The organism is Desulfosporosinus sp. SYSU MS00001 (genome assembly GCF_049943955.1).
Lineage (GTDB): Bacteria > Bacillota > Desulfitobacteriia > Desulfitobacteriales > Desulfitobacteriaceae > Desulfosporosinus.
Window position 1 is genome coordinate 554,505 of the sequence record NZ_JBNFTW010000002.1, and the last position, 14,469, is coordinate 568,973.

12 protein-coding genes are annotated in these 14,469 nt (G+C 40.0%); 9 read left to right on the plus strand and 3 right to left on the minus strand.

Annotated elements, in window-relative coordinates:
* Window positions 1–561: 561 nt before the first annotated feature.
* From ACPUYX_RS05990 to ppsA, 8 genes are all read left to right on the plus strand, one after another.
* A complete protein-coding gene (locus ACPUYX_RS05990) occupies window positions 562–2,487 on the plus strand; it encodes an OPT family oligopeptide transporter (RefSeq protein ID WP_426378795.1) in 1,926 nt (641 codons plus the stop codon).
* Between the two features lie 10 nt (window positions 2,488–2,497).
* A complete protein-coding gene (locus tag ACPUYX_RS05995; RefSeq protein WP_426378796.1) occupies window positions 2,498–2,863 on the plus strand; it encodes a PqqD family protein in 366 nt (121 codons plus the stop codon).
* A gap of 2 nt (window positions 2,864–2,865) precedes the next feature.
* The gene (gene pepV, locus ACPUYX_RS06000) at window positions 2,866–4,257 is read left to right on the plus strand and encodes a dipeptidase PepV (RefSeq protein ID WP_426378797.1); all 1,392 of its coding nucleotides are present in this window, start codon (window positions 2,866–2,868) and stop codon (window positions 4,255–4,257) included.
* 366 nt (window positions 4,258–4,623) lie between these two features.
* Entirely contained in the window at window positions 4,624–5,001 is a 378-nt protein-coding gene (locus ACPUYX_RS06005) for a BlaI/MecI/CopY family transcriptional regulator (protein ID WP_426378914.1), read from the plus strand.
* Between the two features lie 19 nt (window positions 5,002–5,020).
* The gene (locus tag ACPUYX_RS06010) at window positions 5,021–7,021 is read left to right on the plus strand and encodes a M56 family metallopeptidase (protein WP_426378798.1); all 2,001 of its coding nucleotides are present in this window, start codon (window positions 5,021–5,023) and stop codon (window positions 7,019–7,021) included.
* A gap of 92 nt (window positions 7,022–7,113) precedes the next feature.
* Window positions 7,114–7,746, plus strand: a complete 633-nt coding sequence (locus ACPUYX_RS06015; RefSeq protein WP_426378800.1) for a CatB-related O-acetyltransferase — start codon at window positions 7,114–7,116, stop codon at window positions 7,744–7,746.
* Window positions 7,747–7,978: 232 nt separating this feature from the next.
* Window positions 7,979–8,602, plus strand: coding sequence for a TetR/AcrR family transcriptional regulator (locus tag ACPUYX_RS06020; RefSeq protein ID WP_426378801.1), 624 nt, complete (start codon window positions 7,979–7,981; stop codon window positions 8,600–8,602).
* Window positions 8,603–8,670: 68 nt separating this feature from the next.
* Complete coding sequence (ppsA, locus tag ACPUYX_RS06025) at window positions 8,671–11,307, plus strand: phosphoenolpyruvate synthase (RefSeq protein WP_426378802.1); 2,637 nt, start codon at window positions 8,671–8,673, stop codon at window positions 11,305–11,307.
* 185 nt (window positions 11,308–11,492) lie between these two features.
* Here ppsA and ACPUYX_RS06030 read toward each other — a convergent pair whose 3' ends face one another.
* Window positions 11,493–11,903: a molybdenum cofactor biosynthesis protein MoaE gene (locus tag ACPUYX_RS06030; RefSeq protein ID WP_426378803.1), complete on the minus strand. Its 411-nt coding sequence runs from the start codon at window positions 11,901–11,903 to the stop codon at window positions 11,493–11,495.
* Between the two features lie 176 nt (window positions 11,904–12,079).
* Here ACPUYX_RS06030 and ACPUYX_RS06035 point away from each other — a divergent pair, with 176 nt between their 5' ends.
* Window positions 12,080–12,625 carry a peroxiredoxin gene (locus ACPUYX_RS06035; RefSeq protein ID WP_426378915.1) on the plus strand — a complete coding sequence of 182 codons (546 nt, stop codon included), beginning with the start codon at window positions 12,080–12,082 and terminating at the stop codon, window positions 12,623–12,625.
* A gap of 144 nt (window positions 12,626–12,769) precedes the next feature.
* Here the strand turns inward: ACPUYX_RS06035 and ACPUYX_RS06040 are convergent, their stop codons facing one another.
* A complete protein-coding gene (locus ACPUYX_RS06040; protein ID WP_426378804.1) occupies window positions 12,770–12,967 on the minus strand; it encodes a YjfB family protein in 198 nt (65 codons plus the stop codon).
* A gap of 198 nt (window positions 12,968–13,165) precedes the next feature.
* Window positions 13,166–14,140 (minus strand): sigma-54 interaction domain-containing protein, encoded by a 975-nt coding sequence (locus ACPUYX_RS06045; RefSeq protein ID WP_426378805.1) that lies wholly within the window; start codon window positions 14,138–14,140, stop codon window positions 13,166–13,168.
* Window positions 14,141–14,469: the final 329 nt, after the last annotated feature.

Consider the following 14,469-nt stretch of genomic DNA (forward strand, 5'->3'; position numbering starts at 1 on the left):
TTATCCAGTTTTTAAGACCCCCACTTCTATAAGTGAGGGTGGGCCATTGTTAACTTCAGGTGGGGTAGAGTCCACCTTCGCCGCTAAGTATTCCTATTGGGAATGGCGGCTCGGCAATAATATCCGCTGGACATTATTGTATCTGAAGCCCCGATGTTCAGCTTTAGCGTAAGCGAGTTCACTTTGCGTAAACGATCAGTATGTACATGATTTCAAAGGTGGCTATTGTAGTAGGCTTGGTGAACGCGGATAGAAAAATGACATTAATCTGTAGCAGAATTCTAATCCATGAAGTTAGTTTTTAGTATTAAAATTCTTATTCTGTTCTAATACTATTAACGTTCTTCAATGGTGGACAACAACACAAAAAGTCCGCCTCAGAGAGACAATACTGTTTATGCCTATTTTGAAACAATGTGTATTAAGTTCTTAAAAGCTCTAAATCATTAAAGACTTGTATAAAAACGGTGTTGCATAATTATTTTGATATTTGAAAGCAAAATGCAGAATACTATAGAATGATGTCGAAATATTTAAATTTGAATCCGGGAGGTAAATTTTATGGAAAAGAGAGGTCTGGATCATTCGGCTTACGGTGGAGTCAATGGAGAAGATTATATTCCATACATACCTGCCAGCGAAGCCATGCCTGAAGTCACAGTAGTGTCGTTAGTCATGGGGGTTTTATTTGCCGCACTATTTGCTGCCGCCAATACATATCTCGGACTTAAGGTAGGAATGACAATTGCCGCTGGGATTCCTTCGGCGGTCCTGGCTACAGGAATACTTAAAGGACTGTTCAAACACAACAACGTCTTAGAAGCTAACATGATTCAATCTATTGCCGCTATGGGTGAAGCTTTAGCGGGCGGGATAATTTTTACTTTACCGGCTATTATTATTTGGGGGTTAGAGTTAAAATTATCAACGATCATAGTTGCCACACTGCTCGGGGGATTAATAGGTATTTTCTTTGTCGTTCCTTTGCGTAAATATCTGACGGTTGAAGAACACGGAAAACTTATTTTTCCTGAAAGTATGGCAGCTGCCGAAATCTTGGCTACGGGCAGTTCCGGCGGTACCGGATTTAAGACGGTACTTACAGGTTTGTTGTATGGCGGTGGTTATAAACTGTTATCCGGTGGTTTTGCGCTCTGGATGGAAGAACCGGAATGGACAATCAAACCTTTGCAGAGTACTGTCTTTGGCGTCGATACATTGGCATCGCTAGCCGGAGTCGGTTTTATCATCGGTATCGAAGCTGCTCTATACATGTTTGCTGGTGCACTGGTGGCCTGGTTTGGGTTAATCCCTTTAATTAAATACGTAGGTGCAGGGCTTACTACACCATTGTTCCCTTCCACGACCTTAATCTCGAAAATGAGTGCTTCAGCGATCTGGAGTAGTTATATCAGATATGTGGGGGCAGGAGCTGTGGCCGCCGGTGGATTTATCAGTTTAGGCAGATCATTGCCCACGATTGGCCGATCATTCAAATCAGCGATGGGTGGCCTGGGTAAAGGAACTGACAGTGATAAACGTACGGATATAGATGCTCCGATAATTTGGGTTATTGGGGCGGCAGTTTTTGTATTCCTTCTTGCTTGGTTGTTGCCTATGATTTCTATCGGACCGATTGGGTCTCTTCTGGTTGTTGTTTTTGCCTTCTTTTTTGCCGTGGTTTCTGCTCGGATGTGCGGGATCGTTGGTGCTTCCAATAATCCGGTGTCTGGAATGACCATTGCATCCTTGCTCTTTATCACGGCTGTGTTAAAAGCTACAGGGCTAACTGGTCAGCAGGGGATGGTTGCTGCTATCCTGGCAGGTTCTATTGTCTGTATTGCCATTGCAGTGTCCGGTGATGCGGCCCAAGCCCTAAAGACTACCCATATCATTGGGGGCACGCCGAAACGAGTGGAATTCAGCATGTACGCAGGTGTAGCTTTCGCCTCTGTTTTTTCCGGTTTGGTTTTGCTCATGCTCAATCATACTTACGGGATTGGTTCCGATGCTGTTGCTGCACCTCAGGCGACCTTGATGTCTATGGTTGTTAAAGGTGTTATGACAGGTCAAATCCCCTGGATTCTTGTTATTATCGGTGTTACGTTCGGAGTGATGTGTGCCTTAATGAGATTGCCGGTTTTACCGGTGGCACTGGGCCTCTATTTGCCGATTCATCTTAGCGCGGGTATCTTAGTAGGAGGTTTGATCAGAGTTTTTGTTGACCGGAAGTTCCGTAACAATAGTGATCAATTAAAGGAAAAGGTGGAAAAAGGAATTCTGCTGGCATCCGGGCTTGTTGCCGGGGATGCGATTATGGGCATCGTGATTGCTGTATTTGCTACGTTGAGTATTAATATCGGCTTTGGAGCTAATATTTTACCGGGAATTACCGGCAGCCCCTATACGGCAATGCTTCTTTATATTCTGTTAGCTGTCTGGATGTACCGAGTTACTGTTAAGAAAGATACGAAACAGAATGGGTGAGAATATATCTATGATTAAGAAGAAAAACAGAGAAGATAATTATCTATGTTACATCCCATGGAAACAACACCAGGAATGGGAATCAAGAAATGGAAAAGTGTTTCTCTTCTTTGAACATGATAAACTGATTGAGAGGTTTGCTCGCTGGTTGGTAAAAAAGCCGTATATTAGTGATGTTGAATTGGATGAAGTAGGCTCACAGGTTTGGTCCTTTATTGATGGTAAGTGTACGGTGTTCGAGATCGGACAAAAACTGCAAAAACTCTTTGGGACTGAGTTTGATCCCAAGTATCAAAGACTAATTGCCTATTTGAACTATCTTAATAAAAAAGGCTGGATCTTGTTTAAGAGAGGTCCGCAGCTACAGGGGGATTAAAGATGGAACTAAACAAACAAATAGAACAAGATAAAAATGATCTGATTCAATCTGTTCAGGAACTTGTTCGTATTAGAAGTGTCCAGGGTGAAGCACAGGAAGGTAAACCCTTCGGTGCTGACGTAGACGATGCCCTTAATAAGGCGCTGGCAATTGCTGAGAAAATGGGATTTAGAACCGTTAATTTGGATGGTTACATCGGTTATGCCGAGTACGGAGAAGGTGAAGATTACGTCGGTATCCTCGGACATCTTGATGTAGTGCCTGAAGGCGATGGCTGGCTTTATCCTCCTTATGCCGCGGAGATTCATGACGGGAAAATTTATGGTCGAGGAACTATGGATGATAAAGCACCAATAATAGCTGCTCTTTATGGCCTTAAAGCTATCAAGGATCTCCAGCTTCCACTGAAGCATAGGGTTAGAGTAATATTTGGCACAAATGAAGAAAGCGGTTGTCAGGAAATGGAGTATTATCTCGGCAGGGAAAAAGCACCGGTCTCCGGTTTTACCCCTGATGCTGAATATCCAATTATCTATGCCGAAAAAGGGATTACTTTTTTTGACTTGGTGAGAAAGCTGGAGGCAAACCATGAGGGTGACGTTGTAATCAAGACTATCAAGGGCGGACAACGAGCGAATATGGTACCTGATTACTGTGAGGCTCAAGTTGTGGCGAAGGATTCAGCAAAACTTATTAAAACCATTGAAGAATTTGCAGGCAGTACTGGTTATGCTGTCTTTGCAGAACCACAAGATAAGGGAGTGGTTATTAAGTCGAAGGGTGTTTCGGCTCATGGCAGCCTGCCTCAGTTGGGTAAAAATGCTATCATGCAAATGATGCAATTGTTAGGGAAATTGCCGCTGGGTGATAATGACACTGCCCAATTTATTGCCTTCTTAAATAAGTATGTTGGGATGGAGACGGACGGAAAATCATTTGGGGTTGACCTTGAGGACAAGGAGTCCGGAAAGCTGTCTTTCAATGTTGGGATTATTTCTTTAGAGGATAACGAAGTACGTTTGGGTTTGAATTTGCGTTATCCGGTGACCTTTTGCTTAGAGGATATGATGGATCTAATCTATAAACGCCTTGAGGGAACAGAAATTCAGGTTGAACTTAATCTGCATCAACAGCCTTTGTATTTTTCAGTTGATCACCCCTTAATTAAATCTTTGCAAAAAGTTTATACGGAACAGACCGGCAAGGAGGCCACGTTATTAGCCATTGGCGGCGGTACTTATGCCAAAGAAATGCCTAATATTGTCGCCTTTGGGCCAATAATGCCTGGTGAAGAGGATCTTGACCATCAAGCTAATGAATATATTAAGATAGAACATTTAGTGCTTAATGCCAAGATCTATGCTCACGCAATTTATGAGTTAGCTAAGTAACGTAAAACAATAATGTAATAATGCCCAGCAAACAGATCCCGGTTTAACTTAAAGAAAGTTGAACCGGGATTTGACTATAAGCTTACCAATTATAGTTATATTAAACGGCAGTAGTCCGATCGTTTTGAAGATCAATAGACCAGATATCAGAGTTATATTCATGCTGCAAAAGATACGACTTTTTCTGTTGATAAGTTCGTCTGTGTATAATTTTGGCAAATAGTACTTTTGTGAAAAAAAGAATTTGGAGATAAATTTAAGTCATTATACTAACAAATAAAATTTACCGACATGTGTTCCCAAAAGCTTGACAATTAACGCCTACAATTGTAGGCTATACTTATAATTGGATTACAAATGTAGGTGGTGGAGAAATTGAAGAACATTCCGCAAATAACCGATGCTGAATGGTTGGTAATGAAAGTACTTTGGGAGGAGTCTCCTCTGGGTTCCTGCGATATCATTAAAAAACTGAATGGGACAACTGATTGGAAACCTAAAACAATTAAGACCTTACTTAGTCGGTTAGTTGCCAAAAAAGCCTTATCTTATGACATTGCACGCCGAGGATATTCATATTATCCTTTAGTTTCTGAAGATGAATGTGCTAAGGAAGAATCGAAATCATTCTTAGGTCGTGTTTTTAATGGTTCTCTTAATCTATTCGTGAAAAATTTTATAGAAAACGAAGAGTTGTCGATTGAAGAAATAGAGGAACTCAAGAAACTATTAGAACATAAATAATCCGAGCGGGGTGATGTTAGTGGAACTAGAGTTAGTTTTCCATTGGATTATTAAAACGTCTGTTATGGCGAGTATAATGGCAGTTCTAATTTTACTGGTAAACTTTGCACTGAGGAATAAACTTGAAGCAAAATGGCGATATGCGATTTGGATGCTGTTAATTTTTCGCTTACTTATACCTTACAATATTCAAAGTCCTTGGAGCGTTTATGGTTTAATGCCCAATTCGATTTCAATTTCTATGGCTAAAAATGTCAATCTTATGACAAATGATAGCATTTATCAAATCAACGATGTATCCGATAAAGATGTTCTGTTAACCAAGGGGCAGTCTAGCATCAACAAGCAAAGCAATACCAAAGCAGAAGAATCTATCTTAAAAGATCTATCGTATGGCAAGATATTAGCAATTGTATGGTTAGTTGGAGTTATAGTTCTAGCTATTAGTGTAGTTGTTTACAACTTAGCATTTTATTTTCAAGTGAGGCGAGAGCTATCCGCACCTGACGTAAGGATGTCCGAACTTATGGAAGAGTGTACCTGTAAACTAGGCCTTAGAAATAATCTGCCAATAATTATCACGAATAAGATTGAAGTACCATGTCTATACGGAATATTCGGTTCCAAACTGCTTCTTCCAAAATCCCTGGTAAATCGACTGACAGAAGAAAATTTAAGACATATTTTCATCCATGAATTAGTTCATTATAAAAGAAAAGATATACTTATTAATTGGCTTTCCGTTGCTGCCCAGATTGCCCATTGGTTTAACCCCTTAATTTGGTATTCCTTTGCCAAAATGCGTGAAGACTGTGAGTTAGCTTGCGATGTCGATACACTAAGCCTTTTGAAGCCGGAAGAGTATCAAAGTTATGGCTTTTCTATTATCAGTTTAGTTACATCTGCACAATCTTCACAGTTTCCAGGAACTACAGGTTTTTTAGGGAATAAAAACCATCAACAAATTAAGAGGAGAATCAAAATGATTAAGTCTTTTCATAAACCCACGTTGAAATGGAAATGTACAGCGGTCGTTTTATTCATTAGTTTAGGCTTGGTCGGGTGTTCCACCTCACTATCAAACAGCACTCCTGTAGTGGGAGCTAACACCCAGAAACAACCGGTTCAGTTAAATCGGTCATCTCCTGTAATGGATGGAAGCTTTGATTACAATAAGTCCCTTTCTTTTACCCCCTTACTTCCTAGTTACACTGCAGGATCCCTGTTTACAGATTCGTCAGCCTATAAGGAAATTTCTCCTCCAAGCAATAATGTTAGCCGTTACTTAGCTAGATATGGCGGCGGCGAGAAGTTTTTTATGATTCACGAGACAACAAACCCAAAAGGGATGACTCCTCTCTATTTTGCTGGTATGGATCAAGGAACAAAAACGCAAATCAAAATTGGTGATGTGCCAGCAACACTGTATGAGAGTGAAAATGCCAATGCCAATGCTATTCAATTCATAAAGAATGGTATTGAGTATACGGCTGGTACCCGACATGATGGGGGTATTTCGCTCGATGACTTAAAGAAAATCTGCGAAAGTTTAGCTGTTCCCGTGAATAGTCCTCCTTCAAACTTTTATATTGATAAAACAGGTCCTACGGCTCCCGAGGGGTTAAGTTTTAAAACTCCTCAAGCTGGAGATATCGCCATTCCACAGGGGTTTAAATTCCAGGTCGAATCTTCTAGTATAAAAATTGAAGGGGATGTAAGGTCGGAAGTCTTGTCATTGTTATATACAGCAGGAGCCTCAAATTTAAGTGTTGAGATAGGTAAAGGGGACCACCCCTTCGGAAAATCCACTCCCTTGTTAACGCCAGGCTCTGATTTTGATACGAAACAAATTGGCGCAACTAAAGTTCTGCTGCGTAAAAAGAACTATGATCAGAATTTGCCTGCTGCTAAGTTTACAGTTCCCCGAAATGGTTTGGAATGTATCATTTATATGACAGGTCAGGAATCTGAAGTGGATAAGGTAGTTGAATCAATTTTACGGGCATATTTAAAACAATAACAAGTTTGAAGTTAGAAAGTTGGTGATAAAGTGAAAAATTGCATTGTAATTACTGGAATAGTTAAATAAAGATCAAGGCTAAGGAGGATTTTATGACTATTCCAGATGAAAAAATATACCCGCGGACTAATGACTTTAAAACAGTTTATCTAAAAAGTGTAATCACAAATCCCAATATCATCGTTGGCGATTACACAATGTATAATGATTTTGCTTCTGACCCCACGCAATTTGAAAGAAATAATGTGCTATATCACTATCCCATTAATAAAGACAGATTGATTATTGGCAAATTTTGTTCAATAGCTTGCGGAGCAAAGTTTCTTTTTACCAGTGCCAATCATACTCTTAAATCACTTTCCACCTATCCATTTCCATTATTCTTTGAGGAATGGAATCTGGATAAAAAACATGTTACATCCGCATGGGATAACAAGGGCGATATCGTAATTGGTAATGATGTTTGGATAGGATACGAAGCAGTTATTTTATCCGGGGTTAATATAGGTGATGGTGCAATCATCGGAACAAGAGCGGTTGTAACAAAGGATATACCTCCATATACAATTGTCGGTGGTATTCCCGCAAAAGAAATTAAAAAACGTTTTGATATAGAAACAATTAAAAAAATGCAGCAAATAAAATGGTGGAATTGGTCTTTTGATAAGATACAGCAATTTTTGCCTTATATTATGGATGGAGAAGTTGATAGGTTAACTCATTGAAATTTCCCATATTGGCAAGATGTGTAATAATCCGTGTAATAGTCATTTCATTTTTATAGGGTATACGTTTAAATAACAAAAAGCTGGTTTCCTCAAAGTGGAGGAACTGGCTTTTTGTATTTTCTGTGAGGGAATTTATTTTTCAGGTCATAGGGAATACTCTTGACCGAATCGGTTTAAAGAGATATACTTGCTTCAACCGATTCGGTCGAAAAACTTTGGGGGTGAGATTTTGGAGAAATTTTTAAGTTTACCTCAAGAGAAACAAAATATCATCATTGATGCTGCACTTAGAATGTTTGGCTCTAATGGCTATAAAAAAGCCTCTGTTAGTGATATTGCTGCTGCAGCAGGTATTTCCAAAGCTATGGTATTTCATTACTTTGGCACCAAAAAGGCTTTGTATCTCTATCTGATTAATTTGTGCGGCTCTATCATGATGAATGAAGTTAATGAAAAGTTCGATAATAGCATTACTGATTTTTTTGACAGAATTAAAATGTCATCACAAATTGAAGTTTCCGTTATGAAAAAGCACGCTGCGATACCCTCTTTTTTAGCGAGTATGTACTTTGAAAATGATGAAGAAGTTAAAGATGATATAAAAGCTATTTTAGCTGGCGGAGACGATTTTAGAAATAAAATAGCGTTTGAAGGTGTGGATACTTCTAAGTTTAAAGACGAGGTTGATCTTAAGCTTTTAATGAAAATGCTTTCCTGGATAGCTGATGGATATACCAAACAACTATCCAATCAGTCAGAGTTTGATTTTAATGTCATGTTGAATGAATTTAATGAATGCTTAGATATGCTTAAAAACAACTTATATAAAGAGGAATACGTGCAAAATCGGTAAGTGAAAATTGTCTGTTGGTCAGTTTTGGGATAGTTATTTCTAAAAGTAGTAAATGGGAGGGAATAGCTATGAATTCATGGTTACTAAGCTTTGAGGAGATCGATAAAACACAGATTACGATAGTTGGAGGCAAAGGGGCAAATCTGGGAGAACTGTCAAGAATTGAAGGAATTCAGGTTCCTGAGGGTTTTTGTCTTACAACGGAAGCCTATAGAAGAATCGTGGAGAATAATGAGGAGTTTATCAGTCTGGTTGAAGAATTATCTCTTCTTAAAGCGGAGGATCGGGAAAAAGTAAGCGAAATAAGTGGGAAAATCCGGAATTTAATTGAAGGAATAATAATTCCCCAGGATATAGACGAAGAGATTATGGTTTACCTTAAAAGGTTGGGTGAAAAGAATGCTTACGCCGTTCGGTCAAGTGCGACTGCCGAAGATTTACCGCTGGCTTCTTTTGCGGGACAGCAGGATACCTATTTAAATATCATAGGAAAAGATGCCATTCTTCGCCACGTAAGCAAGTGCTGGGCCTCGCTTTTTACGGACAGAGCGGTTATTTACCGCCTGCAAAACCACTTTGATCATCGCAAGGTCTATCTTTCTGTGGTTATTCAAAAGATGGTTTTTCCACAGGCTTCAGGGGTTATGTTTACGGCAGACCCTGTAACCGCTAATCGAAGAATCACTTCTATTGACGCCAGTTTCGGCCTAGGTGAAGCACTAGTGTCAGGGTTAGTGAATGCTGATATTTACAAAATTAAAGAAGGCGTGATCATCGATAAGAAGATTTCAAGCAAGAAATTAGCCATCTATGGGTTAGAACAAGGGGGAACTGAAAAGAGGGAAATTGATATTTGCCGACAGAATACGCCAACACTGACAGAAGGGCAGATATTACAACTGGAACAAATGGGCAGGAAAATTGAAAAGCATTTTGGCCGTCCTCAGGATATCGAATGGTGTATAAATGAAGATAAGATCTATATTGTCCAAAGCCGTCCGATTACAACGTTGTTTCCTGTGCCGGAAGTGAATAATGATAAGAACCATGTCTTCTTTTCTTTTGGTCACCGACAGATGATGACAGAGGCCATGTCTCCCCTAAGCATAACGTTTTTTCAGGTATTATTTAAACTGATGACTGATTCACCAATGTATGAAGCCGGCGGAAGAATATATGTCGATGTCTCTAACGAAATGAGATCACCGTTTATGAGAAAATCTTTTGTTAAAGGGCTCTCAGCCATCGATGTGCTTATGCAGAAAGCCTTTTACAATGTGATCAAACGAGAAGATTTTATGAAACATCTCGCTAAAAGTAAGAAGCCAATGGTGGGAGGCAAAGTGATTGCCCGCTGGCTTCTTAAGACCATAGAATGCTATAGAAAAAATGATCCTGCTATAGTGGAAGGTTTTATGGCCCGTAATAGAGCAGCCTTAATGGACTTGGAGCAGCAGGCTCAGATGATTTCTGGAAAGGAACTTTTTGATTTCATTGATCAGAGCATGGTTCAATTAAAGGATATAATCTTTGACACTTATGGAGTTGTTTTTGCCGGAGCCTATGCAACGAACTGGCTAAATAAGCATATAGAGAAATGGTTAGGAGAAAAGAATGCCGCGGATACTCTTGCCCAATCAGTAGCCAATAATGTTACCTCAGAAATGGGCCTTGAACTTTTGGATGTCTCCGATGTCGTTAGAAAGTACCCGGACGTCATGAGCTATTTGGAAAACCCGAGTAATGAAAGCCTATTTGAGGATCTAGCAAATTTAGAGGGTGGGCTTGAGGTTAGTGAGGCAATAAGAGGGTATCTGAAAAAATACGGTATGCGCTGCTCTGCGGAAATAGATATTAGCAGAACTCGCTGGCATGAGAAGCCTACTATATTGGCTCCTCTGATCCTTGGCAATATTAAAGTTTATCCGCCGAATGAGCATATTGCCAAATTCGAGCAAGGCTTGAAGGAAGCTAAGCAGAAGGAGCAGGATATTATTGACAGGCTTCAGCAGCTGCCAGGTGGCAGCTGGAAAGTTAAAAGGACCAAGAAAGCAATCAGCGTTCTTCGCAATTATGCCGGATATCGTGAGTTCAATAAATATGTCCTAGTTTGGTATGAATGGATTGTGAAGCAAGTTCTTATGAAAGAGGCGGAAGCTTTAGTTCGGCGGGGGCGCCTGGAAGAAACTGAGGATATCTATTATCTTAGATTTGAGGAATTGAAACAAGTCATAGAAACGAACGAAATCGATTATCAAATGATCAAGAACAGAAAAGAAGACTATGAGATCTTTAAGAAGCTTACCCCTCCACGTGTTATTACTTCTGATGGAGAAGTTATTTCCGGTGAATATGATACAAGTAATGTCCCAGAAGGTGCTTTGGCTGGGGTGCCTGTTTCAGCTGGAATTATTGAGGGAAGGGCAAGAGTAATACTCAGATTAGAGGATGCCCAAATCGAGGAGGGAGATATTCTAGTTACTACTTTTACCGACCCCAGCTGGACGCCGGTATTTGTATCAATCAAAGGATTGGTTACGGAGGTTGGAGGGATGATGACTCATGGAGCAGTCGTTGCCAGGGAGTATGGCCTTCCAGCAGTGGTAAGTGTCGAAAATGCAACTACGCTGATAAAGGACGGACAGAAGATTCGGGTAAACGGTAGTGAAGGATATGTGGAAATACTCTCGGAGGAAGAACACTAGGGTAGTATTCCTTGTAATTTTAGAAAGCTATAGCAGAGGCAAATAATTTCTTGGCAAATGGCCAAAGGCGTTCTCGCTTCACTAGTATATAGTGGAGTGAGAACGCCTTTATATAATGGCAGAGCTCATTGAGCCATTGCGCCATTTGTATACTATAAGGAAAAATGACTTGCAATTAAAGCGAATTAATCTTTTTGTTCGATTTCGGTAACACATTCGCATTTAATCTTTTCAACGAGGGATTGCAGGGCGTCAACGACATGTGGTCTGATGTCACCGCCAATCAGCACATACATTATGTCGTCGCCAAGTTCTAGCTGCCCTTCGTTAAGCCAAACCCTGACATGGAAGATGCCGTCCATTTTATAGGTTTCGGCAATCGCTGCATCAACCTTTGCTGCATCATAAGTAAAGATCATTCCCGTCACCATTGAACCATCGTCAATTCCATGGCGTACCTTGGCTTTGGGAGTTTGGCGCACAACGCCATTATGAACTAAAAACATTCCTTCCTGTGAAGACGCTCGATCAGCTTTTGCCTCTTTCAGCCATTCATCAATTGATGGCGAGAGCTTTTTAATTTTTTCTTTAATCATAATTTAAAACCCCTAATTTTTCAGAAGATTAAATACCAATACATGCTATCAAAAATAGAGCAAAGTTTCAATCTATAGGATTCAAAACTTTCAGATCTAATGTCAAAGTCATACCTTTTTGCGTAATGTAATTTTAGTAAAATGATTAGGGAGGCACTATAATGATTAAACCTACAATGCTTGCCCCCGATTTCTCAGCCGATGCCTATTTCTTAGGTAATAGAACTACAGTTACATTAAGCAGTTATAGAAAAGATTGGGTTGTTTTGTTCTTTTATTCCAGCGATTTTACCTTTGTTTGACCGACAGAGTTGGGAGCCGTGGCTGCCCATCATCACTTCTTTGAGCAATTAGGAGTTAAGGTGCTCGCAATTAGTACTGATAGTGTTTTTTCTCATAAAGTTTTTGCTGAAGTTTCTCCATCTGCCAGAACTATACAGTATCCATTACTCTCTGATAGAACCCACCGCATCTCTCTTGAGTATGGAGTTCTGAGAGAAGAATTAGGGTTTACATTTAGAGCAACGTTTATTATAGCTCCTGGTGGGGAAGTGAGATATTCCTGTCTATATCCCCCTGAAGTTGGGCGCAATGTATTAGAAATAATCCGAGTAATTCAGGCTCTGCAGTACGAAGAAGCGACTGGGTTAGGTGTTCAGGCCGGCTGGCGTCCAGGACAACAAGGGCTTAGAAAAGATTTTAACTTGGTAGGTAAGATATAGCATGTATCCGTCCAGCTGATTTAATCTGAACTTTTTCACTTTCGAATGCTTAAGAAACAAAGGAGAGCATATCATTCTACTTCAAGAAAGTAGTTTGTAAAGCTCTCTTTGTCTTTTGCCAGTTTTTATGGCCTTAGTGATTTCTTAGGCTTGAATGTCAATGTTAGCCCCTAAATTTGGTTGAACGGACAACTCCATGGATTTGGTTGCCTCACTTAACATAGAAACAAGGGAATTGCCATTAGAAGCTGCAACGCCCATAGCCATTTTTAGGACTGATATTCCTGCCTGTTGCTGCACATTGCTTTGACTCAGCATTGATGATATTGCTGCAATATCCAATGTATCTCCTCCTTTGTTTTAGATATCGACAGAATTTTAATATAACTTTAGAAGTCCAGCAACAATTCACATGCGATCAGAACTTATTTGTTGGATATTTTTCTATGAATGAGAGAATGGCTAAATGACGAAGAATTCATAAATCCCTAAGGATGCAGAAAGCTCTCTTTGGGCACGGACTTAATCAATAAGTAAAGATTAGTCAATTGTTAATCTATATGGCTTTAAATCGTATTTCTGCATACGACGTAAAAGTGTAGCGTGGCTGATTTCTAAGAATTTAGCCGCTGAACGAATGCTTGAACTTGTCTCTAAAGCTTCTTTAATAATTATTTTTTCAGTAGCTTCTAATTTAGACTGGAGGTTACCACTCTCGCTCTTATATACAGGCGAGTTTTCTGACGAGCTTAAACCCTGTTGCAAGCGATTCAGAACTTCATCTTTTGAAATAAGCTCTAATTCTGAAGCTACACAAAGCCCTTCAACTAAGTTGCGCAGTTCGCGTACATTGCCAGGATAATTGTGGTTTAAAAGTAAACCAAGTGCTTCATTACAGAACCGCCTGTTGATCCTGAATTCTTCGGTGATTTCATGAAGATAGTGGTTCAATAGCGGTAGGATGTCTTCTTTTCTCTCGCGTAATGGGGGAACATATAAATATACAACATTCAGACGATAGTAAAGATCCTCACGAAACAATTGTTGATCAACCATTGATCTTAGATTTTTATTTGTGCTTGCAATCACTCGCACATCAATTGTACGAGACCAACTCCCGCCGACACGACGAATTTCCCGATCATGTAAGACTCTCAGCAATTTGACTTGCATCGCCAGAGATAACTCACCAATCTCATCAAGGAGAAGCGTACCTTTATCGGCTAACTCAAAAAGACCGGGATTTCCATCGGTTTTCGCTCCGGTGAAAGCACCTTTCTCATAGCCAAAAAGCTCTGATTCCAAGAGAGTTTCGGGAATCGCCCCACAGTTAATTTTTATAAATGGAAAAGAGGCACGTTCACTATTGCGGTGAATCCAATTGGCAACAACTTCTTTGCCTACTCCGGTTTCGCCCTCTAACAGGACTGTGGAAGGGAACAGAGCAATTCTCTTTGCACGAGCAAGAAGGGCAACGAAATTTGGACTCTGAGCAATCAATTCTTGGTTCAACATTAAGCATCACCCGGTTCTATTTTAAACCGTAATTATAGAATTGTCTACGAGGCACATACATCTGTTGTATAATTCCTCTGCTTTGTTCACCTGGTATGTACTATTACTGTGGCATCAATTTTGCATATTACTATAACACATATAAAAAATTCTTTGCCGTGATTTTATCCGATTTTTTAAACCCCCACTTCTATAAGTGGGGAGGGCCCTTCGTAAACTTCAGGTGGGGTAAAGTCCTCCTTCGCCGCTAAGTATTCCTATGGGAAAGGTGGCTCGGCAATAATGTCCACTGGACATTATTGTATCTGAAATTCCGATGTTCAGCTTTA